A 22565-nucleotide genomic window follows, 5' to 3' on the forward strand; every position below is an offset into this window, starting at 1 on the left:
GCCGACGGTGGAGAATCTGATCTTCGACCTGATCTCGCTGGACTATCATCACACTCTGCAGGCCGCCGCCGGCGAGGCCGAGGAGCTTGCGCGCGAGCAGCGAGGGAGAGGGCGGGCCTACTGGTACTAGGTCGAGGGCCCCAATCCCGGTCGCTACGGCGGGTTCGACTCCATCCAGCCATCGCGGCATGACCAACAGGGACATGATGGCCCCGACTAGCAGGACGGCGCGCCGCGGTGGTTGCGTTGCACCTGCGAGGGCTCGCGGCATGCCCAAGGCCGAACCCAACCCCACGGCGCGAAGAGTGTGGCCGCCGCGCTGATTGAGACGCAGCAATCCCCCGCACAGCGAAACCGTTGTCATAGTCTCCGGCTGTCCACCCATCCCGGTGGTGATCACCGGCGTGCTGGCGCACTACCTGACCTTCGGCACCGTACCCGAGCTGGACAATCTCGGCCGGCCCAAGGCCTACTTCGGCGACTCCATTCACGACCGCTGCTATCGCCGGCCCTTCTATGACGCCGGCAAGTTCGCCAAGACCTTCGACGACGAGGGCGCGCGCAAGGGCTGGTGCCTGTATGAACTGGGCTGCAAAGGCCCGATCCACCCACAACGCCTCGCCACCGCCAAGTGAACATGGGAACCAGCTTCCACTCCCCATGATCCGGCCACGGCTGCATCGGCTGTTCGGAACCAGGATTTTCGGGACGGCAAAGCTTCTACAAACCGCTGAGCGCGGCTACCGCGACCTTTCCGGTCTGGCCGGCGGGGCGATCGGCGCCGCCGCGCCGTCGCCGGCGCGGCCGGCCCGGCTGTAAGCGACGGCCCGCATCAGAAGCACAAGGCGGGTCCGCCAGCCGGGAGAAGATGACGGTGGACATCTCAAGAACTAGGCACCGCAAACCGCATCGACAAGCGTCAGGAACCTACGGGGAATTGCTCAACTGGGAAAGGGTCCGGCCTGTAAATGCAACCCGTGATATTTCGCATGAGTCGGATCTCATGGCGTTGTCATCGAAATTTGGCTGGATCGGCGCAAGCGGGACCTGTCCAGACCGCGGCCAGTGCCTCGCGGCCGCCGGCGGCGCGCCGTCTGGACGGGCGTTCAGTGCGCGAGGCGAGGGGCGATGAGACTCGCCCCGGTGATGATCGCCGGCTATGTGTTTCTATCGGATTTCTGCCTGGTGCTGCTGTTTTTTTTCAATCCCCCAAATCCAGTTCTTCAGGGACGTGCTGGGCTTCGTCTGGGCCCGGGCTGCCGTCCCCGGTGATCGATGTCTGGTCCATCCTCACCCGCCGCGATGTGGCCCTGCGGAACACCGTCTGGATAGACCCCGGTGCGCCGTCTTTCTGTCCACCTCTCAGGATTATTGTCGTCGGGGCGGTGACCACCCTGCGTGGGGTCACCGCTTACATGTCCAATGCACTGGACTGGTGCCCTACCCACCATGCTTGGCAACTTGCACTACTGAGCGTTGGAGATGCTGATGTTGGTCTTTCCCGTCACCAAGCTGATGCATCCTTCACCTTCGCGGTGTCGCGCTACGACACGGTGCCGGCGGGCAGGGGTCTCAAAGGGAGTTCCCGGATATGAGCCCCTCGCTGAAGCGGTGTCATCAACGCCGTCATCAACCAATCGACGGGCTCGATTTGCCTCCTGATGTCAACGACTGTGGTGCATTGCGGCATGTGCGCCCAGCCTGCCGTTCTACACCGAAACGGCGATCGAAAATACACCCCCTCTACCAAGAACCGAACCGCTGCGCCGGGCCTGGATCAGAACGTCACACCTTCTGGGTCGGGCTGCTGTCGGAAGCTGGGTGCTGGAGAAGAGAGATCACCGACAGGAACTGGCCGAGTGGACCCTGATCTACTACGAGGGCTGTACCCTGTGCGGGCGCTGCACCGCCGTGTGTCCGGTCGGCAACGACATCACCTACATGATCCGCAGGTCACGCGAGGCCATGGCCGCCTCCGGCCATGCACCGGAAGGCCTGAAAATGGCCACCACCCGCGCCATCGAGATCGGCAGTCCCATGGGCGTGACCATCGATACCCTCAAGGCGCAGATCAAGCACACCGAGAAGGATACCGGTATGACGGTGCCGCTGGACGTCGAGGGCGCCGAGTACCTGATGCTGCTGTCCTCGGCCGAGATCGCCCAGTTCAACGAGATCATTGGCGCGGTCACGGAGATATTCGATCGTGCCGGCGTGTCCTGGACCCTGTCCTCGACCGCCTTCGAGGCCACCAACAGCGGTATCCAGATCGGCTCGGCCGACCTGGCCGCGGAGCTGGTGCAGCGTATCGTCGACGGCGCCGAACGGCTCGGGGTCAGAACCGTCATCAGCCCTGAGTGCGGCCATGCCTACACTGCCCTGCGTTGGGAAGGGCCCAACCTGATCGGCCGCAGCTACCCCTTCGAGGTCAAGCACATCCTGGAAGTGCTGGATGAGCTGCGCGCCGAGGGCCGGCTGCAGACCAGCGGCAGGGAGTCGGCGAGAGTGACCTTTCATGACCCCTGCCAGCTGGTGCGCCGCGGTGGCGTGGTGCAGCAGCCGCGCAGCCTGCTCAACATGGTGGCAGATGATTTCGTCGAGATGCCCGATGCAGGGGTGATGAACTGGTGCTGCGGCGGCGGCGGCGGCGTGAGTGCCAACGAGCGCGCCAATCCGCTGCGCGCCCAGGTCTTCAGCCGCAAGAAGAAGCAGCTCGACGGGATGCAGGTGGAGAAGCTGGTCACGGCCTGCTCCAATTGCCGCAACATGCTCGAGGAAGGGCTGGAGGAGAACCACATGGAGGACATCGAGGTGGTCGGCCTGACCGAGCTGCTGGCGGAGTATCTGCCGGAGAGGACGTGAAAACCATTAGCCACGGAATACACGGAAAGCACGGACAAAAAAGAATTGATGCCTGAACATGTCCTTAACGAACTTCCCGTCATTCCGGCGGATGCCGGAATCCAGTGGCCGCAGCGGTTTCTGGGTCCCGGCATGCGCCGGGATGACGGATAACGTCTTTTGTCATGAATCTGTATTCAGTTTTCCGTGCTTTCCGTGTATTCCGTGGCCATTATTCACAAAATAAAAGGACCCTGACATGACAGCAGAACGCGTCGTCGTCGACCCCATCACCCGCATCGAGGGTCATCTGCGCATCGAGGCCGAGACCGGCGATGACGGCAGTATCACCCGGGCCTACAGCTCCGGAACCATGGTGCGCGGCATCGAGATCATCCTGCGCGGGCGCGACCCGCGCGACGCCTGGGCCTTCGCCCAGCGCATCTGCGGTGTATGCACCCTGGTGCACGGTATCGCCTCGGTGCGGGCGGTGGAGGATGCGCTGGACTACACCATCCCCCCCAACGCCCAGCTGATCCGCAATCTGATGATCGCCGCCCAGTATGTGCATGACCATGTCATGCACTTCTACCATCTGCACGCCCTGGACTGGGTGGACGTTGTGTCGGCACTGAAGGCGGATCCGAAAGCGACCTCGGCGCTGGCACAGTCAATCAGCAACTACGCCAAATCCTCGCCGGGGTATTTCAGCGACGTCCAGAAACGGGTGAAGAACTTCGTCGAATCCGGCCAGCTCGGCATCTTCGCCAACGGCTACTGGGGGCATCCGGCCTACAAGCTGCCTCCCGAGGCCAACCTGATGGCGGTGGCGCATTACCTGGAAGCCCTGGAGTGGCAGCGTGACGTGGCCCGTCTGCATGCCATCTTCGGCGGCAAGAACCCGCATCCCAACTTTCTGGTCGGCGGCACCCCCGCGGCCATCAGCATCAGCGCCGGCGGCGACGGCGCCGGACGCCAGCGCCGTTTCCGCGGCGGGGCCGAGGGCACGGCGCTCAACACGGTCGGGCTGCAGAAGGTCAAGACCATCATCGAGCGCATGCGCGATTTCGTCGACCAGGTCTATGTCCCCGATACCCTGGCCATCGCCGGCTTCTACAAGGACTGGGCCTTCCAGGGCGAAGGCATCGGCAACTTCATGACCTACGGCGACTTCCCCGAGCAGGGCATGGACGATCCCTCCAGCTACCTGATCCCCTCGGGGGTGATCCTGGACCGCGACCTGTCGCGCGTCTATGAAGTCGACCTCAATGCCGAGGACCAGATCCAGGAGTTCGTTCGTCTCCCATTCCTGGTACAAGTACCAGGATGGCAAGGATGTCGGACTGCACCCCTACCAGGGTGAGACCGAGTTCGATTACACCGGGCCCAAGCCGCCTTACGATCAGCTCAACGTGGAGCAGGAATATTCCTGGCTCAAGTCGCCGCGCTGGCGCGGCAAGCCGGTGGAGGTCGGGCCGCTCGCCCGGGTACTGATGCTGTATGCCCGCGGCCACGAGCAGACCAAGGACCTGGTGCACATGACGCTCAACAAGCTGGATCTGCCGGTTGAGGGTCTGTACTCCACCCTCGGGCGCACCGCGGCCCGGACTCTGGAGACCAAGATCATCGCCGATGCCATGGGCACCTGGTACGACAACCTGGTCGCCAACATCAAGGCCGGCGACGTCAAGACCTTCAACGAGGCCAAGTGGGACCCTTCCACCTGGCCGAAGAAGGCGCAGGGCGTGGGCTTCATGGAGGCGCCGCGCGGGGCCCTGGCGCACTGGATCGTGATCGAGGACAAGAAGATCGCCAACTATCAGGCCGTGGTGCCCAGTACCTGGAACGCCGGCCCGCGGGACAGCGAGGGCAAGGACGGCCCCTACGAAGCTGCGCTGGCCGGGCACAAGCTGCACGATCCCAAGCAGCCGATCGAGATCCTGCGCACCATCCACAGCTTCGACCCCTGCATCGCCTGCGCGGTGCATGTTACCGATCCGGAGGGCGAGGAGCTGGTCAAGGTGAAGGTACGGTGATATCAGGGTTCAGGGTAAAAGGTGCATAGCAAACATCCCTGACAGATTGTTCCGTCATCCCGGCGGAAGCCGGGATCCAGATACCGCCGCGGCTACTGGATCCCGGCCTGCGCCGGGATGACGATGGAGGATACGGTACCCGCAACAGGGTTGAAAACACGCCAATCGCCCGCTATCCCTGTACACAAGTTCGCACGCAACGAGGTAAAAAAATGACACGTTCCATGATGCTATGGTTGACTGGATTCCTTTCGCTGCTGGCGACCAGCGGCGCCCGCGCCCATGAGGGCCATGCCGTGACGACCACGCCGGGCGACAGCCTGCTGCACTGGCTGACGCATCCGGATCACATCCTGCCTCTGGTCGGTGCAGCCGTCCTGCTGGGCGGACTGGTCGGCCTGTTGGTCCGGCAATTCAGACGCTAGATCGGGGTGGCTACCGGCGGTGCGTCTCCAGGTTGGCGCGGCTTCCTGCCGCGGGAGGCATTCGATACGCTGTTGCGGGCGCTCGAAGCGGCCGGCTATGAGTGCATCGGCCCACGGGTCGAAGACGGCGCCATACTGTACCGCGGGCTGAGCGCCGGTTCGGATCTGCCGCAGGGGGTGGAGGAGGCGCAGGCGCCCGGCCACTACCGCCTGCAGCACACCGACACGCCGCGCTGTTTCGCCTGGGCCGTTGGACCGCAGGCCATCAAGCCGCACCTGTTCACGCCGCGCGAGGCCCTGTGGGAAACCGAACGCGATGCCGATGGCCGCCTGACCTTCCGGCCGGTCGAACCCGGGCCTCGGCCGCTGGCGATCATCGGCGTGCGGGCCTGCGACCTGGCCGCGCTGGCGCTGCAGGACCAGCACTTCCTCCGCGCGGGCAATGCGGATCCCTACTATGCCCACCGCCGCGAGGGCCTGTTCCTGGTGGCGGTCAACTGCACCCATCCCGCGGCGACCTGCTTCTGTGTGTCCACCGGCGACGGTCCCCAGGCCGGGGATGACTGCGACCTGGCGCTGGACGAACTGGATGAAGGCTATGCCGTACGCGCCGCCAGCAGCAAAGGCGAGACTATCGTGCAGCAGCTGCCGCTGCAGGCATTGACCGAGGCGCAGCAGGCGCAGATCGGGCGCGAGCGCGAGGCGGCCCGCAGTGCCCAGCAGCGAACCATGCCCGCCGGGAATCTGCGCGATCACCTGTTCAACGCCTGGGAGCATCCGCGCTGGGCGCAGGTGGCCGAGCGTTGCCTGAGCTGCGGCAACTGCACCTCGGTGTGCCCCACCTGTTTCTGTCACCAGCAGGTCGACGTGCCGACACTGGACGGTGGCAACGCCACCCACTACCGGGAATGGGACTCCTGCTTCACCCAGAATCACAGCTACATCCACGGCATCACCCTGCGGCCCGACACCCGCTCGCGCTACCGCCAGTGGCTGACCCACAAGCTGGGCAGCTGGCATGACCAGTACGGGCGCAGCGGCTGCGTGGGCTGCGGGCGCTGCATCACCTGGTGCCCGGTGGGCATCGACATCACCGAAGAGGTCAGCGCCCTGCTGGCGGAGGCGGGTAAATGAATGCCTCGATACAGGTCCCCTGGCAGGCGGAGGTGGTCAGCCGGGTGCAGGAAACGCCCAGTGTCTTCACCCTGGGACTGAGGCTGGACGACCCGGCCGCGCCCGCGCCCTACCGATTCGCCCCGGGGCAGTTCAACATGCTCTATCTTTACGGGGTGGGCGAGGTGCCCATCTCGGTGGTCTCCGATCCCGAGCACGACGACGAGATCCAGCATACGGTGCGCGCCGTCGGCCGGGTCACCCACGGGCTGGCCGCACTGCACCCCGGCGACCAGCTGGGCCTGCGCGGCCCCTTCGGCCGCGGCTGGCCGCTGGAGGCGGCCGTCGGCCGTGATCTGCTGCTGGTCACCGGTGGGCTGGGCTGCGCCCCGGTGGTCTCGGTGATCAACTATGCCATGCAGCGCCGCGAGCGCTTCGGCCGGCTGGGCATCGTCCAGGGCGTGAAGCACATGGACGACCTGATCTGGCGGGAGCGCTACGAGGCCTGGGCCGGCCAGCCGGACACCCAGGTGCAACTCGCCGCCGATGTGGCCGGCAGCGGCTGGAACTGGCACGTGGGCCTGGTCACGGATCTGTTCGACCGGCTCGGCATGCCGCTCGATCAGGCCCTGGTCATGCTGTGCGGCCCCGAGCCCATGATGATCGCCGCCATCCGCCGGCTGCTGGAACTGGGTGTCGAAGCCGAGTCGGTCTGGCTGAGTATGGAGCGCAACATGCAGTGCGCCGTCGGCCTGTGCGGTCACTGCCAGTACGGGAAGGATTTCCTCTGCCGCCAGGGGCCGGTGTTCAACTACCCCGACATCCGCGACCGGCTGGGGGTGAAGGGGTTTTGAAAACCGGGATCAAGAGCGCCACGGAAGACACGGAATGTTTGATATTGTCATTGCCGTGGCGCTCTGCGCCCGGCAATGACAACTCGGGTTTCGCATTCATATTTTCCGTGCTTTCCGTGTATTCCGTGGCGCTCTTTGCTCCTCAAATAAGGCACTACCGCAATGCATGAGACAACCGCCAAACCAAAAGTGGCCGTGCACAAGTTCAGCTCCTGCGACGGCTGTCAGCTGGCCTTTCTCGATATGGGCGAGGATCTGCTGACCCTGTCGGCGATGGTCGATATCGTGCACTTCGCCGAGGCCGGGATGCTGGACGCGGATGCCACGGTGGATGTCGCCTTCGTCGAGGGCAGTCTCAACACCCGCCATGATCTCAAGCGCATCCAGGCGATACGCAGAAACAGCCGCTTTCTGGTCACCATCGGCGCCTGCGCCACGGCCGGCGGGCTGCAGGCGCTGCGCAATTTCACCGACGCCGATGCCTGGCACAGCGCGGTCTATGCCACGCCCGAGTATCTCGACAGCCTGGCCACCGCCAGTCCGATCAAATCCGCCGTGCACGTGGATCTGGAACTGTGGGGCTGCCCGGTCAACACCCGCCAGGTGACGGGCGCGGTGCGTGCTCTCCTGAGCGGCGTCACCCCGGCGGTGGAGCAGGACAAGGTATGCATGGAGTGCAAGCGCCAGCAGGCCGTGTGCGTCATGGTGGCAAAGGGTACACCCTGTATGGGACCGGTCACGCGCACCGGCTGCGGCGCCCTGTGCCCCCGCTTCGAGCGCGGCTGCTATGCCTGCTACGGCCCGGCCGAGAATCCCAATACCGATTCGCTGTCACACTGGTTCGAGGGGCTGGGGCTGCTGCCCGAGCAGCTGCGCGAGCAGTACCACGGCATCACCAGTCAGACCGAGCCCTTCACCGCGGCCGGCAACAGGTACCGCAAATGAGCGGGTCGAAACGAATCGCGGTGAAGGTCCCGGTGCTGGCCCGGGTGGAGGGCGAGGGCGCGCTGGATCTGGCCATCGAGAACGGTGCCATCACCGAGCTGAAGCTGGAGATCTACGAGCCGCCGCGCCTGTTCGAGAAATTCCTGGAGGGCTGCGAGTCCCAGGCGGTGATCGACCGGGTGGCGCGCATCTGCGGGATCTGTCCGGTGGCCTACCAGATGAGCGCGGTACAGGCCTATGAAAAGGCCTGGGGCGTGGAGGTCGCGCCCTGGGCGCGTGACATGCGCCGGGTACTCTACTGCGGCGAATGGATTCAGAGTCATGCCCTGCACATTCACCTGCTGGCCGCGCCGGATTTTCTCGGTTTCGAGTCCGCCACCGCCATGGCCCGCGATTATCCCGACGAGGTGCGTCGCGGCCTGCGTCTGCAGGGACTGGGCAACGAACTGATCGCCCTGTTCGGCGGCCGCGCCGTGCATCCCATCGGGGTGCGGGTGGGCGGTTTCCACCATGCCCCCGAACCGGCGCGGGTCGCGGCCATGGTCGGGAAACTGAACGAGGCACGGGTCGAGGCCGGGGCGCTGCTGGACTGGCTGCTCACGCTTGGGTTGCCCACGGACGAGCAGGACTTCATCAACGTCGCCATGCGCCATCCGCAGGAATATCCGATGAATGCGGGGCGCATCGTCTCCAGCGCCCGGCATGACCTGGATCCGGAGGATTTCGAGCAGCATTTCCAGGAATTTCAGGCGCCGCATTCCACCGCCCTGCATGCCCACCTGGACGGCCGGCCCTATCTGGTCGGACCGCTGGCGCGGCTGAACCTCAACGCCGACCAGTTGCCGGGCGATCTCACCCAGCGGCTGGCCGCGGCCGGCATCGAACTGCCCAGCCGCAACATGTATCACAGCATCATCGCCCGCGCGGTGGAGTTGTTGTATGCGATTGATGAAGCCCTGCGGCTGCTTTCAGATTACCAGCGCCCGGATCGGCCGTATGTGGATGCCACGCCCGGTCCCGGCGGGGCCGCCTGGGTGACCGAGGCCCCGCGCGGCATCCTCTGGCATCGCTATCGGCTTGACGATCAGGGCCGGGTGCTGAGCGTGAACATAGTCCCGCCCACCAGCCAGAATCAGGCCCGCATCGAGGAGGACCTGCGCCTGGGCCTGACCCGCGGCGGGCTCGATCGCGACGAGGACGCCCTGCGCAGTCAGGGCGAGATGATCATTCGCAACTACGACCCCTGCATCTCCTGCGCCACCCACTTTCTGCGCGGAAGGTCAGACGCTGACGGCCGGACCCGAACCGCGATCCATGCTCAGACCGAATGGTTGCTGTCGTTGCTTTCCGACAGGAACAGCTCGATTCTTTCAATGGACTCCACCGGCTTGCCGAGGGCGAAGCCCTGTGCATAGTCCACCCCGAGACGGTGCAGGATGGGCAGCAGGTCGGCGTCTTCGACGCACTTGGCCACGACTTCCATGCCTTGTTCATGCGCCGCCGTGGTGATGTTGCTGACCAGGGGCCGGTTTTCGTCCTGTGTCAACAGCCCGTGAATCAGCTCGCCGTCGATCTTCACCATATCCACGGGCAGCTGCTGCAGGTAATGGTATGCAGGCCCGCGTCCGAAATCGTCCAGCGCCACGTGGCAGTTGATCGCCTTGAGCTTTTCGGTCAGGCCGCGGACCTGGTCGAGATATTCCATCGCCGCGGCCTCGGTGATTTCTATGTAAAGTTGACCGGGTCTGAGCGAATTCTCCCGCGCGACGGTTTCAATGTGTTCGACCAGCTTCGGGTCCTCCAGCGACCGGCGCGACAGATTGAGGGATATCCAGATGTCGTGTTCGGACAGGCTCGCAATCTTGCGGATCACCTTGCGGACGACCATGTGATCGATCGGCACTGACAGCCCGAAACGCTCGGCCGAGCCCAGGAATTCCCCCGGGTTTATGATTTCGCCGTCGCGGTCCTCGAGCCGCAGCAGTGCCTCGTAGCCGGGTGTGCTGCTGTCGCTCAGTCGCAGCAGTGGTTGGTAGAACAGCCTGAACTGGTCATTCTCCAGGGCGCGCCGGATCCGTCCTTCCCATTGCAGCTGTTCCTGCACGTGTTCCATTTCATGGGAGGAGGAAGAATACAGCCGCCAGCAGTTGCGGCCGGCGGCCTTGGCCTCGTACATGGCCGCGTCGGCGTAGACCAGTACCTCGTTGAGATCGCTGCCATGCTCCGGGAACAGCGCCATCCCGATGCTGGCGCTCGGTTGCACCTCCCGGGCGCCGATGTCGATGCTGCCCTGGTTGAGGCTTCGCAGCAGTTTCTCGGCAACCTCCATGGCGGCCTCCCGCGGGGTTTCCGGCAGCAGCACGGCGAATTCGTCGCCGCCCCAGCGGGACAGGATGTCGGTATTGCGCAGCACGTTGGAGAGCAGGCCGGCAACACCGGTCAGGTAGCGGTCACCTGCATCGTGTCCGTAGCTGTCGTTGATGAACTTGAATTCGTCCAGGTCGATGAAGACGAGTGCGACGCTGCGCTTGTAGCGCAGAGAGAACTGCGACCATTTTTCCAGTTCCAGCTGGAAGCGGCGCCGGTTGAGCAGGCCGGTGAGCGCGTCGTGCTCGGCCATGTGGGCGATCGTCTGGTTGGCCTGCCGGGTTTCCTCCAGTGCGCGTTCCAGAGAGGCGGTCTTGGCCTGGACCTGGGCCTCCAGGGAATCAGAGAGCTGTTGCAGCCGCTCCTGGCGGATGCCGGCAAAGCGGGCAAACAGCCCCAGAAAGAAAGGGGCGCTGTCGATGATGTAGAGCAGGGGGTTGTGGTGGGCCTGCGCAAGCAGGGAGCCGGAGCGTCCGGGGCCGCCGATTTCCCCGATCAGGTAAAGGAAGGCCACGGCGCCGAGCGGGAAACACAGACCGAAGAGTGCGCCATAAAGGGTATATTTCGTCGTTTCGCTGAAACGCGACATGTGTTGTTATGTTTGCCTTGCGATTGCTATGTTAATTTTGCTTTGTTCTTCCCTAACATAACAGACAAATTCTATCGGAATCCAGCCGGGTTCACATGTTTAATCCATGGTATTCGCTTCCAGGCAGTGTCGGTGTCGGCGCCGTTCCTACACCCGTTCCGGATCAGGAAATCTGTGATTGATTCGTCATTGCGAGGCGCGCGTCCGAGCATGCCGGGGACGTCACCTGGCCGACTTGGGCCCCACAAACAGCCAGATGATGAAACCGACCAGGGGAAGGATCAGCAGCGCCAGGATCCAGGCCACCTTGGCGCCGGTCGAGGCGGTGCTCTGTACGGTGCTGACAATGGCCCAGATGACCAGGATGAGAAGGATCAGGCCGAACAGGCCGCCGACTTCGATGCCCATGGGAATTTCCCCTTGGTGGTTGCTGGTATCCGGCAGCCAGCATAGCAGGAAACCACCCAGGCCTCAGCCACGCGCTCGTTGCAGGATCTCGCTGACCAGCTTTTCGATGTCCACCTCCGTTGAGGTATCCACGGAGATGCTGAGGCGGCGTTCGTCCCCGGTCAGCGGGTCCTGGTGTGCCAGTTGCTGGTCCAGTACAGCCAGGTCGGCTTCGGAGGGGTCGCCGCCGCTGCGGGCACGGGCCTGGATGCGCTGACGCAGCACCGGCTCGGGGGCGGCCACGTCCAGGATCACCAGCGGGATGCCGGCCACACTGGCAAGACGCTGGAAATTCCGCCGCTGCTCCTGCTTGAGAAAGGTGGCATCGACGAATACCGGCAGGCCGGCGTCCACGATGCCATAGGCCAGCGCCTGCAGCCGCTGGTAGGTTCTGCGGCTCAGCTCCGGGCTGTAGGCATCTGCGTCCTGCATCCGGGTGGGAATCCAGTGGTGACAGTCCCAGCAGGCGCTTGCGCTCGACATCGGAGCGGATACGGATGCAGTTGCAGGTCTCGGCCAGCTGCTGCGCAAGCCGGCTCTTGCCGGAGCCGGACAGGCCGTGCATGAGTACGATGGGGGTGGCACCGTGTCCCTGGGTGTAGGCTCGCGCCAGTTTCAGATGGCGGGAGAGTTGATGCCGGGCCGCTGCGGCGCGCTGCGCGTCATCGCGGTGCTGCTGGTATTCGATGGCCGCGACCTTGGCCCTCACCATGGCGCGATAGACGCGGTAGTCATCCAGCAGGGACAGTCCCATGTAGTCGTTGGCGTATTCCAGGTATTCATTCAGAAAGCGCCAGGCCAGATCGTGATGGCCCTGGTAGTCGAGGTCCATCAGCAGGAAGGCGATCTCGCTCAGGGTGTCGATCCAGCGCAGGTCGGGCGAGAACTCCAGGCAGTCGAAGATCTCCACCCGGCCGTCGATGTCGACCATGTTGGCCAGATGCAGATCACCGTGGCATTCCCGGATCCAGCCTTCGCGGCGGCGCTGCTCGATGTCGTCCTGGTGCTGCTCGAGCTGGGATTCCGACCAGTCCCGCAACGGCTTGAGCTCAGCCAGCAGGGCCGGGTCATCGATACGGGCGTCGATCTGGTTGAAGTTTTCCCGGATGCGTTCGGCGATGCCCTCGAAAGTACCGTAGCCGCTGTCCGGCGCGGCCGGCGGCAGACGGGTGTGGAATTGCGCCAGGGTCAGGGCCAGCTGATCGATGTGCGCGGTGGTCAGTTCATCCTCTGCTGCCAGCCGGTCCAGGCGCCGCGCGTCGTCGAACTGCTTCATCTTGAGGGCGTATTCGATGGGTGCGCCCGCGCCGTCGAGCTGCGGGTTCTCCGGGGTGCCGGTTACCGCAACCACATCGAGATACAGCTCCGGCGCCAGGCGGCGGTTGAGTTCCAGTTCAATCTCGCAGTCCTCGCGGCGCTGTTCCAGGGTACTGAAATCGAGAAAGCCGAGATTGACCGGTTTCTTGAACTTGTAGGCGATGCCGCCGGTGAGCAGGATCCAGGAGATATGGGTTTCGATCACGCGGAAGTCACCGACCGGATGCGGAAAGCGTTCGGCCGACTGCAGCGCGGATATGATAGTCTCCAGTGTGGATGTCGAGGTGCCCATACAGCGATCCGGCCTGGCGCCCGTCAGAGGGCGCGAATGAATGGGGTTGTCCATGTCTGTTCCGGTGCCTGCCGGCCGGGTTCCGGTCCGGAGCGAGCAGGGTGATTTCGTATCCATCCTACGTGGCGGTGGTGTTGCCGCATTGACCGGAGTCAAGCTTGTCGCATTTACACCAGGCGCTGGGCGTGTTTGGGATCGGTTCGGCCGGGGGTATCGACGCCCTGGGCTGGGCGGCAGTGGACTATCTGCACACCGCCCTGTGCGACCATCCGGCTGCCGGCTGCATCCGTTGGTATATCAGCCGCGCGCCGGCGGACATGCTGCCGCGCTGGGACGGCCTGGACCGGGTCATCCTGCTCGATGCCATGCCGGTGACAGGCCCGGATGCCGGCCCGCGCTGGGTGACGCCGCAGGCACTGGAAGCGGCCGGCGGCCTCTCCTCTCACGGCCTGGGTATCCGCGAGGCGGTCGAGCTGGCGGCGGCGCTGGGCATGCGGCCGCGGCTGCTCATCCTCGGGCTGGGGGTGGATCCGGAGGCCGGTCAGACACCGGCCGACTGGTTGGCGCAGCAGGGGCCGGCGCTGACGCACGCCGTGACGGCACGACTGCAGGATATGCAGTCAGACGAAGCTCTGTAGGTTGGTCAGGCACGACAGCGCCTTAACCCAACGAATACGGGCTGAATGTTGGGTTACGCCCCGGGGGCTGACCCAGCCTGCGATATTGTGGAGCTCCTCGTCCCTTGAGTTGCGGCTCGGGATAAGCGCAGCATACCCGGTACCAGCCGGATTTGGCGGCGCAATGAAAGATCAGCAGATCCGGGGCAGCGGATCGTCCTCGAGCTCCTCCAGCAGCCGTTCACCGCCGATGCCGGTTTCCAGCAGCACCCGTTCGCCGCCGGTCTCGAGCGTGCCGATCAGGCAGGCCTCGCGGCCCTCGGGCAGGGCCTGCCAGCGCGCCAGCAGGGCTTCCGCCTGCGCCGGTGCGACCACCGCCACCACCACCCCCTCGCAGGCCAGATACAGCGGATCGTAGCCCAGCATCTCGCACACCGACCGCACCGGATCGCGTACCGGCAGATCGGTTTCGCGCAGGCGCACGCCCAGGCCGGTGGCGCGGCTGATCTCGTGACAGACGCTGGCCAGGCCGCCGCGGGTGGGATCACGCATGAATCGCAGCCCGTCCAGGTCGCGTGCCGCGCGGGTGAGCGGCAGCACGCTGGCGGCGTCCGAGCACAGCTCGCCGCGCAGGCCGAACTGTTCCCGCGCCAGCATCACGGCGATGCCGTGATCGCCCACCGGACCGCTGACCAGCACGGTATCCCCGGCCCGGATCCGGTCCAGGCCCAGCGGCAGGCCGGGCAGGGCCAGGCCGATGCCGGTGGTGGCGAGATACAGGCCCCCGCCCTCGCCGCGGCGCAGCACCTTGGTGTCTCCGGCCACCACCTGCACCCCGATGGCCCGGGCCGCCGCGGCCAGGCTGGCGATGAGCCGGTCCAGCAGCGCCAGTTCCAGTCCTTCCTCAATGAAGGCGTTGAGGCTGAGATACTTCGGTTCGGCCCCGGCCACGGCCAGGTCGTTGGTGGTGCCGTGCACGGCCAGCGAGCCGATGTCACCGCCGGGGAATTCCAACGGCTGCACGGTGAAACCGTCGGTGGTGAACAGGCAGTCCGCCCCGTTCAATGCCAGGTGCACGGCATCGGCCTGCACGTCCAGGGCCGGGTTGCCGAGGTGGCGCTGGAACACGGACTCGATCAGTTCGCGCATGAAGCGGCCGCCGTTGCCGTGGGCGAGCGAGATGTGGGTGTCTTCGGTCATGAGTTTGTCAGTCTTCTCCGCGTTGACCACCGAGGTGCTCATACACCTGCCCGGCACTGATGCCGGCATCATTGCAGGGCAGCTGCCTGCATAGCAAGACCTCGAAGCCCGCTGCCTGCAACCGGCTTTGCGCCAGTTCGGTGAGCAGGCGGTTCTGGAACACCCCGCCGGTCAGACCGACGCGGGTGAAGGCATGGTCTGCGGCCGTGCGCCGCGCGGTGTCGCGGATGGCGCCGGCCAGGCTGGCATGGAAGTCGGCGGCACGCTGCGCGACCGGGAGCCGCCCGTCGCGCAGGTGTGCCAGCAGCGGTGTCCAGTCGAGCTGCCAGGGCGGGGCCTCGGTCAGCAGCGGCAGGACCAGTGCCTCGCCCGCGCAGCCCGCGGCGGCCTGTTCCAGCAGCATCGGACCCTGGCCCTCGTAGCTGGCCGTCTGCAGCAGCCCGATCAGGCTGGCGGCGGCGTCGAACAGGCGCCCGGCCGCGCTGGTGGCAGGGCTGTTCAGACCGCGTTGCCAGGCAGCGCGCAGCAGGGACGGTTCCGTCACCGGTGGGGTGTAGTCGAGGCCGTTCTCCCAGCACAGGGCCGCGGCCGCCCGCCAGGGCTCGCGCCCGGCGCGGTCACCGCCGGGCAGGCGGAAGGGCCGCAGTCGGGCCAGGTGCCGCCAGTGTCCCGGTCGGCCGTACAGGGCCTCGCCGCCCCACAGGCCGCCGTCGGCGCCGTAACCGGTGCCGTCCCAGGTGAAGATCAGGCAGGGTTCGTCAATGCCGTGCTCGCCGCACAGGGCGCTGGCGTGGGCATGATGATGGAACACCGGCGTGACCGGCAGGCCCGACTCACGGGCCCAGCGGTGAGTGGTGTAGTCGGGGTGGGCGTCGCACAGCAGCCGTGTGGCGCGCACGCCATGGAGTGCCTGGAAGTCCTCGACCAGCTGCCGGAACACCTCCAGGCTGCGGCGGCTGCCCATGTCGCCGATGTGGGGCGAGACGATCAGGCGCCGGTCCCAGGCCAGGGCCAGGGTGTTCTTCATGTGCGCGCCCACGGCGAGCAGCGGTTCCGGGACCCCGGTCTCCAGTTCCAGCTCCAGCGGCGCGCTGCCGCGACCCAGCCGCAGCGGACGCACGGCGCCGGCGATGGGGCGCAGGACACTGTCATCCGCCGGGCGCTGGATGGGGCGGTTGTGATGCAGGAAACCGTCGACGACATCGCTCAGTCGCGCATCCGCCTCGGCATTGTCGGTGAGCACGGGTTCACCGCTGAGATTGCCCGAGGTGGCCACCAGCGGACCGCCGGCCGCCTGCAGCAGCAGGGCGTGCAGGGGCGAGCAGGGCAGCATCACCCCCAGTTCGCCCAGTCCGGGCGCCAGAGACTCCGGCAGTGACGGGGCCGGCGTGCGCGGCAGCAGCAGGATCGGCCGCTGCGCACTGCGCAGGCAGGCCAGTTCCGCCTCGCTGCAGTTGACTTCACGTCGCAGCAATGACACCTCGTCGGGAAACAGGACGGCCAGCGGCTTGTGCGGCCGCGGCTTGCGTGCCCGCAGGCGTTCGATTGCATCTGTGTTGTCGGCGGCGCACATCAGGTGATAGCCGCCAATGCCCTTCACCGCCAGGATTTCACCCGCGCGCAGGGCGGCGGCGGCGGCCTCCACTGCCGCCTCGCCTTCCGCCGCCGGGGCAGGGGCTGTGTCCGGACGGTAGCTCAGCCAGGGACCGCAGTCGGGACAGGCGATGGGCTCGGCGTGAAAGCGGCGGTCGCCGGGGTCGCGGTACTCGGTCGCACAGGCCGGGCACATGACAAAACCGCTCAGGGTGGTGTTGGGCCGGTCGTAGGGCAGGGCGCGGATCAGGGTATAGCGTGGCCCGCACTGGGTGCAGTTGTTGAAGGGATAGCGATAGCGCCGGTCGGTCGGGTCCCGGACCTCGGCCAGGCAGTCGGGACAGGCGAAATGATCGGGCGGGACCTGGATCCAGGGCCGGTCACCGGCCTGACTGGTCTCGATACGGAAATCCTCCAGCTGCTGCCAGGCGAGCACTTCGCGTTCGGCGATGTGCGGGGCAGCGGTCGGGGGTGCGGCGTCGGTCAGGGCCCGCTCGAAGCGATCCAGCCGGTCGGTCCGGCCCTGGCCGAGGATCTCGACCTGGCCGGAGCGGTTGCGGACCCAGCCATGGATCCCATGCTCGCGGGCCAGGCGATAGACGAAGGGCCGGAAGCCCACGCCCTGGACGCGGCCGGTGAGTAACCAGCGAAGGGTCATGAAGGATGGGGACACGGGTGATGTTCGCGACGACCTGCCTCAACCGGTGGCAACCGCCCAACCATCGCATTGATCAGTGTGCCGCGCAAGCGGCGGCCGGGAACGAAAACGCCCCGGCGAAAACCGGGGCGTGCTGGTGCTGTCTGATCGCGGTGCGGGATCAGAGGCTGCGATCCGTCTCCTGCTCGATCTGGTACTGCTTGACCGCCAGTTCGGCCTGCTCGCGGGCCTTGGTGGCCAGCTTCATGGCTTCGTCCTTGTTGCCCTTCTTGGCGGCTTCCTGGGCCTCGTTGAGGAATTTTTCCGTATCACGCCAGATCCAGTCATTGGACTTGGCCTTGGCAATGGCGGCGGCGGCCTGGTCCAGGGCCTGGTCGACCGAGCCGGCGGCGGCGGTCAGGGGCAGGGCGCTGCCCAGGGTCAGACCGGCAGCGAGCACGAAAGCGGAGGTGGTTCGAGTCATGCGCATTGTTCAACTCCTTGTTTTGCTGGTGGTTTTATGAGATTTGTTGGTGAGTGCGGGGTATGCGGATGGGGTTCCCGCAGTATTTTTTGTCACAGTCTAGACGAATCAGCGCGGTTGGCTATTCCCTGTCGCCTGTCGGGAGGGAAATCACCGCATCAGCGCGGTGAGGGTGTCGACGATCTCCGGCTTGTCCCACTCGATGCCGCCGAACAGCCCATAGCGGATCTCGCCCTGCGGATCCAGAATGAAGGTGGTCGGCACGGCGGTGATCATCCACTGCGAGACAACCTCCCCTTCGGGATCGAGCAGCACCGGGAAATCGACCTGGATTCCGTGCTTGCGCAGAAAGGCCTCGACCTCGGTTCGCGGCTCCGCCATGTTCACGGCCAGGATGGCAAAGTTCCGGTCACCGAGCTTGTCCCTGAGTCGCTGCATCGACGGCATCTCCTCGATGCAGGGTGGGCAGTAAGTGGCCCAGAAATTCACCATCACCACCTTGCCGCGATACGCCTTCAGGCTGTGGGTATCCCCCTGCAGGTCCTGGAGCGTGAAGCCGGGCAGTGCCTGGCCCCGGTATTCCATCAACTCGCCGGCCTGCAGTGGCGCGGCCGCCAGCAGACACACCAAAACAAGTAATCGCCGGATCATGAGGCCTCCATCTGCGTGAGTTGCTTGAGTGCCTGTTCCACCAGCTCGGGCAGGCGCCCGGCCATGGCGCGTTCCGCCTCGGTGGCATCCTCACGGTCGTAGAAATGACCGCGCACCCCGGGCAGCAGTTCCACCTGCACCCGGCTGCCGCCGTTCTCCAGTGTCTGCTTCAGCTTGTCGACCCAGAAGCGGGTGGGGGTGTTGGTCGGCTGCATGATCACCATCGGCAGACGGGTGTGATGCACCACCTCGAGGTATTCCAGTGGCTGGCCGGGTTCGGGATTGTGTGCGCTCAGCATGGGATAGAACAGGATGGCCCCGTCGAGGCGGCGGCTGTCCGGGTGTTCAGCCTGCCAGATGCGCGCCCCGCGCAAGGCGGGCACGGCACCATAGCCGCTGGCGATCAGGATGATGCGTTTGTCGGTGGTTTCCACAGCGTGCCGGATCAGACGGGCCACCTCGCGGCCTTCCAGGCTGCGCATGCTGCTGGGGGCGATGGGCAGGAAGTGCGCGCCCAGCAGGTCGGCCATCCAGACCTCGATGCCGCGTTGCGAGAGCACCTCGCCGGCCTGCGCCTCGGCGCGGCCCATGCCCAGATCGCAGGGAAAGCCCAGCAGCAGGGTGTCGCCCTCGGCGCTGAATCGGCGCAGATCCATGTCGATGCCATCGCCAAGCCGGATACGCTCGATCTCAGCGTCAGCGGACACAGCCGGTGCGAGCAGAAACAGAGACAACAGCAGGACGAGACGATGCGGCAAGCCAGGACTCCCTTTGCTTGCTGAGTGGCAGGGATATCCTAGCACACAGATCGGCCGCCGGGCGCGCAGCTGTCCTCAGACTGGACTGGTATGCAAACCATTATCACCACTGCTTCCGATTGGCGGCGGGGCTACCGAGCGGTCGGGCTGGAAGGAGCGCTACGGCGGCCGCGGGTGAAATTACTCAGACGTTCCCGGGTTCGGGGCTGTAATAGTGATAGGGGCTGTTTTCCAGCCAGGCATCGAATTGGTCGGTAGGCAGCGGTCGGCTGAAGAAATAGCCCTGGGCCACGTCGCAGTCCAGCGCGTCCAGCTGCTGCAGTATTGCCTGTGTCTCCACCCCCTCGGCCACCACCTTCAGGCCCAGGTCATGGGCCAGCGCAATGGTGGATCTGACGATGGTCAGGGACTCGGGGCCGTCCAGCATCGCCTGGACGAAGCTCTTGTCGATCTTGAGTGCGCTGACGGGCATCCGCTGCAGATAGCTCAGGGATGAATAGCCGGTACCGAAATCATCGATCAGCAGCGAGAAGCCTTTTGCATGCAGCTGCCTGAGGGTGTCCAGCGATTTATCAGGGCTCAGCATCAGGGCGCTCTCGGTCAGTTCCAGTTTTATCAGACCGACATCGGTATCGCAGGTGTGCAGCATCTGTTCGATCTTATCCAGTAATTTACCGTCATGCAGGTTGTTGGCGGAGAGGTTGACCGAGATCGGCACCGGACGGTTCCGGATGCGCCAGCGGGCGGACTGACACATGGCCGCGTTCAATACCCAGTCCGTCAGGGGCTTGATCAGGCCGGTGTCCTCGGCCAGCGAAATGAATTCACCAGGCGGAATCATGCCATCGCGGGGATGGTTCCAGCGCACCAGGGCCTCCACGCCCCACAGGCTCTGCGAGCGCAGATCGATCTTGGGCTGGTAATGGAGCACCAGTTCATCCTTGTCGATGGCGTCGCGCAGCTGTCCGGCCAGCGACAGGCGCCGCTGGGCCCGGGTCTCGTCTTCCGGGACATACAGAGCATAATGCTCGCCGGCGCGGCGTGCCTGGCGGACCGCTGAGCCTGCCCGCCGGATCAGTGCCGGGGCCTCCTCGCCATGGTCGGGGACCAGGCTGATGCCGATGGTGACGGTCACATACAGGATCAGCCCCTCGACGGTAAAGGGGGCTTCCAGCGTGGCGATGATATCCCGGGCGCATGCCAGTGCAGCCTCGGGCCGGTTGTCCGGCAGCAGTATCCCGAATTCCTTGCCGCGCATGCGTGCCAGCGTAGCGGCGTCGGGCAGGCACTGGCCGAGGCGGGCGCCGATATCCCGCAGCAGGCTGTCTCCGTGATGAAAACCGAGCGCTTCGTTGATGGGGTGGAAGCGCTCGACTTCGATCAGCAGCAGGGCGGTGGGCGCGGCAGCCTGCAGCCGTTCATGCAGGCTTTCATCGAAGCTGACATGATTGGGCAGCTCAGTCAGGTGGTCATAATAGGCCATGTGGGCGATGGTGGCGTGCGCCCGTTCATGTGATGCCGATATGCGCAGGGCGCGAATGCCGTACACCAGGTCCTCCGCCGCTTCGCCGAGCAGGGCGATTTCGTGGTTGTCGAAGGCGTCCGTGTCGGTGGCATAGATACCCAGAACGCCGATAAGGCGGTGGTTCAGCTGTAACGGCAGCAGGACCACGGCACGAATCGCCTGCTGTCGGGCCGCCTCGGCCCATGGCGCCATTGCCGGATCCGAACATGTATCCCGGCAGACGAAGGTCTCGCCCAGTTCGAGGACATCCCGCAGTGGATGGTTGTCTCCCTGCATATCCAGCAGTCCCAGGGGCTCGCTGCCCGCAGGCGAGTCGGTTCCGTGCAGCGCGAGTGACTGCAGCTGCAGACGCTCGGGTTCGGTCTCATTCCTGAGGGCGACCCAGGCGGCGTGATGGCCGCCGAAGGCGACGATGTTGTCGCAAACCCCGCGCAGCAGTTCCACTTCGCTGGTGGCGCGTACAACCGCGTGATTGCATGCGCTCAGGGTGCGCAGGGCGCGATTGCTGCGCTGCAGCGCGTCGGCCATGTCATCGACGGCGCCGGCCAGCTGACCCAGTTCGTCGCTGCCGCGCGTCAGGCCGGTCCGGCCGGAAAGGTTGCCCCCGGCCAGCTCCCGTGCCGTGTATTTGAGGGCGTTGATCCGTCGCAATACCAGGATGTCGCTTCCGAACCAGGCGGCGGCGAACACCAGCAGGGAAACGAGCACCAGCAGGGATCCCGTGCGATAGAGATAGCGATTGACCTCGGCGAAGGCCACCTGCGCGGGGATGCCCAGGCTGACGTAGATGCGTCCGTTGGCGTCGCCGTGCAGCGGTTCGAAGGCATACAGCGTCGGTTTCCCGTGTGCATCCTTCAGGGTGACCGCTGTTCCGCCCGTATGCTGCCGGATGGCCTCGAACAAAGGCTGCTCGCTGATCGAGTCGCCCGCATTGAAGGGAGAATCCGCGGAACGTGCCAGTATCGTACCCCCGCTGTCCATGACCATCAGGCTTGATCCCGGCGACAGGTCCGGGCTGGACATGAGATCCTCCAGCCAGGACAGGCCCAGGGCAGCGAACACCACTGCGGCGATTTCGCCGTTGTTGTCCAGCACCGGATAACCGAGATTGATGGCCGGGTCACCGGTGATACGCCCGATCTGGTATTCGCCGATACCCAGCCCGCGGTTGTGTATGGCGAGCTGGAAATAGCCGCGATCGGAAATGTTCACCGCTTCGTCGAAGGGAAGGGCGCTGCAGAATATGTTGCCATCCGGCGTGGCTGCGCCAAGATTGAAATAGGACGGGTTTGGCCGGTTCAGCATGGCCAGGATTTCGCCGCATACCCGCCTGCGATCGCTGTCCGGATGCACGGCCGGCAGCTGCGCCATGCTCTTCAGCAACTGTCGGGTCGTGCCGATCAACTGGCGTTCTTCCTGTATCGCCGCCTGAACGATGCGCAGCGCCTGTTTCTCGACCCTGGCTTCCACTTCATGGCGCTGCACGTGCACGCTGTAGCCGATCAGAACAAAGGCCGGCAGCACGGCCAGGAGTGTCAGCAGCAATAACCGGCTCCGCAATCCCATGATGGTGTTTCTGACAGTCATTCAATCTGGATTCTCAAGGCATTAAGTGGGATTCAGATGCGGGTTATAGTTATGAAAATAGCAGCTCCCGGCCGTAGAAAATATAGCGGCGACGTAGGATTAAACCTTACACGCAGCATGTGCCGGGGCATTCGGTTCCGCCAGGGACTGCGGCGGGCGCGGGAGCAGGCTGAAGGAAGCGGTCCGGGATGGCCGGCGGAATCGGCGCGATGGGTGTTCAGACTGTGGCGCATCCGGCCCGGTGCGGGGCGAGCCGTCGTTCAACGGCGGCCGCACGGGCCACCGCT

At 65.2% G+C, this 22565-nt stretch carries 19 protein-coding genes and 2 pseudogenes; 11 read left to right on the forward strand and 10 right to left on the reverse strand.

The features are described from left to right. Window positions 1-7 precede the first annotated feature (7 nt). The 9 genes and pseudogenes from D6C00_RS16810 (at window position 8) to D6C00_RS13635 (ending at window position 9629) form a co-directional block, all read left to right on the forward strand. Window positions 8-130, forward strand: a complete 123-nt coding sequence (locus D6C00_RS16810) for a hypothetical protein (RefSeq protein WP_241546880.1) — start codon at window positions 8-10, stop codon at window positions 128-130. Window positions 131-323: 193 nt separating this feature from the next. Further along, window positions 324-635 (forward strand): hypothetical protein, encoded by a 312-nt coding sequence (locus D6C00_RS16815; protein ID WP_241546881.1) that lies wholly within the window; start codon window positions 324-326, stop codon window positions 633-635. A 1186-nt stretch (window positions 636-1821) separates the two neighbouring features. After that, entirely contained in the window at window positions 1822-2862 is a 1041-nt protein-coding gene (locus D6C00_RS13605) for a heterodisulfide reductase-related iron-sulfur binding cluster (RefSeq protein ID WP_241546882.1), read from the forward strand. A gap of 238 nt (window positions 2863-3100) precedes the next feature. Beyond that, window positions 3101-4877, forward strand: a pseudogene (locus D6C00_RS13610) (nickel-dependent hydrogenase large subunit). Between the two features lie 212 nt (window positions 4878-5089). Continuing rightward, window positions 5090-5302: a hypothetical protein gene (locus tag D6C00_RS13615; protein ID WP_125182203.1), complete on the forward strand. Its 213-nt coding sequence runs from the start codon at window positions 5090-5092 to the stop codon at window positions 5300-5302. A gap of 6 nt (window positions 5303-5308) precedes the next feature. Beyond that, window positions 5309-6436 carry a 4Fe-4S dicluster domain-containing protein gene (locus tag D6C00_RS13620; RefSeq protein WP_125182204.1) on the forward strand — a complete coding sequence of 376 codons (1128 nt, stop codon included), beginning with the start codon at window positions 5309-5311 and terminating at the stop codon, window positions 6434-6436. Continuing rightward, the gene (locus D6C00_RS13625) at window positions 6433-7269 is read left to right on the forward strand and encodes an FAD/NAD(P)-binding protein (protein WP_125182205.1); all 837 of its coding nucleotides are present in this window, start codon (window positions 6433-6435) and stop codon (window positions 7267-7269) included. The genes D6C00_RS13620 and D6C00_RS13625 overlap by 4 nt, the downstream gene beginning before the upstream one ends. A 162-nt stretch (window positions 7270-7431) precedes the next feature. Next, the gene (locus D6C00_RS13630; RefSeq protein WP_125182206.1) at window positions 7432-8214 is read left to right on the forward strand and encodes an NADH-quinone oxidoreductase subunit B family protein; all 783 of its coding nucleotides are present in this window, start codon (window positions 7432-7434) and stop codon (window positions 8212-8214) included. Then, on the forward strand, window positions 8211-9629 hold the full coding sequence (locus tag D6C00_RS13635; RefSeq protein WP_125182207.1) for a Ni/Fe hydrogenase subunit alpha: 1419 nt from the start codon (window positions 8211-8213) through the stop codon (window positions 9627-9629). Before D6C00_RS13630 ends, D6C00_RS13635 begins: the two co-directional genes overlap by 4 nt. On the opposite strand, the gene D6C00_RS13640 is transcribed toward D6C00_RS13635, so the two are convergent. From D6C00_RS13640 to D6C00_RS16820, 4 genes and pseudogenes are all read right to left on the reverse strand, one after another. After that, window positions 9533-11170: a putative bifunctional diguanylate cyclase/phosphodiesterase gene (locus tag D6C00_RS13640; RefSeq protein ID WP_125182208.1), complete on the reverse strand. Its 1638-nt coding sequence runs from the start codon at window positions 11168-11170 to the stop codon at window positions 9533-9535. The genes D6C00_RS13635 and D6C00_RS13640 overlap by 97 nt on opposite strands. A gap of 222 nt (window positions 11171-11392) precedes the next feature. Further along, window positions 11393-11578: a PLDc N-terminal domain-containing protein gene (locus D6C00_RS13645; protein WP_125182209.1), complete on the reverse strand. Its 186-nt coding sequence runs from the start codon at window positions 11576-11578 to the stop codon at window positions 11393-11395. A 63-nt stretch (window positions 11579-11641) separates the two neighbouring features. Continuing rightward, window positions 11642-12049, reverse strand: coding sequence for an AAA family ATPase (locus D6C00_RS13650; protein ID WP_158675433.1), 408 nt, complete (start codon window positions 12047-12049; stop codon window positions 11642-11644). 76 nt (window positions 12050-12125) lie between these two features. Continuing rightward, window positions 12126-12182 (reverse strand): annotated as a pseudogene (locus D6C00_RS16820) (hypothetical protein); the annotation flags it as partial. Here D6C00_RS16820 and D6C00_RS16195 point away from each other — a divergent pair. Then, entirely contained in the window at window positions 12177-13331 is a 1155-nt protein-coding gene (locus D6C00_RS16195) for a hypothetical protein (protein ID WP_241546937.1), read from the forward strand. The pseudogene D6C00_RS16820 and the gene D6C00_RS16195 overlap by 6 nt on opposite strands. 53 nt (window positions 13332-13384) lie before the next feature. Beyond that, entirely contained in the window at window positions 13385-13864 is a 480-nt protein-coding gene (locus D6C00_RS13660; protein WP_125182211.1) for a hypothetical protein, read from the forward strand. Window positions 13865-14035: 171 nt separating this feature from the next. On the opposite strand, the gene hypE is transcribed toward D6C00_RS13660, so the two are convergent. The 6 genes from hypE to D6C00_RS13690 all read right to left on the reverse strand — a co-directional run bounded on the left by hypE (window position 14036) and on the right by D6C00_RS13690 (window position 22236). Further along, window positions 14036-15043 (reverse strand): hydrogenase expression/formation protein HypE, encoded by a 1008-nt coding sequence (gene hypE / locus D6C00_RS13665; protein ID WP_125182212.1) that lies wholly within the window; start codon window positions 15041-15043, stop codon window positions 14036-14038. A 7-nt stretch (window positions 15044-15050) separates the two neighbouring features. Continuing rightward, window positions 15051-17294 carry a carbamoyltransferase HypF gene (gene hypF / locus D6C00_RS13670; RefSeq protein ID WP_125182213.1) on the reverse strand — a complete coding sequence of 748 codons (2244 nt, stop codon included), beginning with the start codon at window positions 17292-17294 and terminating at the stop codon, window positions 15051-15053. Window positions 17295-17454: 160 nt separating this feature from the next. Next, on the reverse strand, window positions 17455-17763 hold the full coding sequence (locus tag D6C00_RS13675; protein ID WP_125182214.1) for a hypothetical protein: 309 nt from the start codon (window positions 17761-17763) through the stop codon (window positions 17455-17457). A 144-nt stretch (window positions 17764-17907) separates the two neighbouring features. Further along, complete coding sequence (locus D6C00_RS13680; protein WP_125182215.1) at window positions 17908-18408, reverse strand: TlpA disulfide reductase family protein; 501 nt, start codon at window positions 18406-18408, stop codon at window positions 17908-17910. Next, entirely contained in the window at window positions 18405-19166 is a 762-nt protein-coding gene (locus D6C00_RS13685; RefSeq protein WP_125182216.1) for an alpha/beta fold hydrolase, read from the reverse strand. The genes D6C00_RS13680 and D6C00_RS13685 overlap by 4 nt, the downstream gene beginning before the upstream one ends. Window positions 19167-19350: 184 nt before the next feature. Next, window positions 19351-22236 (reverse strand): bifunctional diguanylate cyclase/phosphodiesterase, encoded by a 2886-nt coding sequence (locus tag D6C00_RS13690; protein WP_158675434.1) that lies wholly within the window; start codon window positions 22234-22236, stop codon window positions 19351-19353. Window positions 22237-22565 lie beyond the last annotated feature (329 nt).

This window comes from Thiohalobacter thiocyanaticus (assembly GCF_003932505.1).
GTDB lineage: Bacteria > Pseudomonadota > Gammaproteobacteria > Thiohalobacterales > Thiohalobacteraceae > Thiohalobacter > Thiohalobacter thiocyanaticus.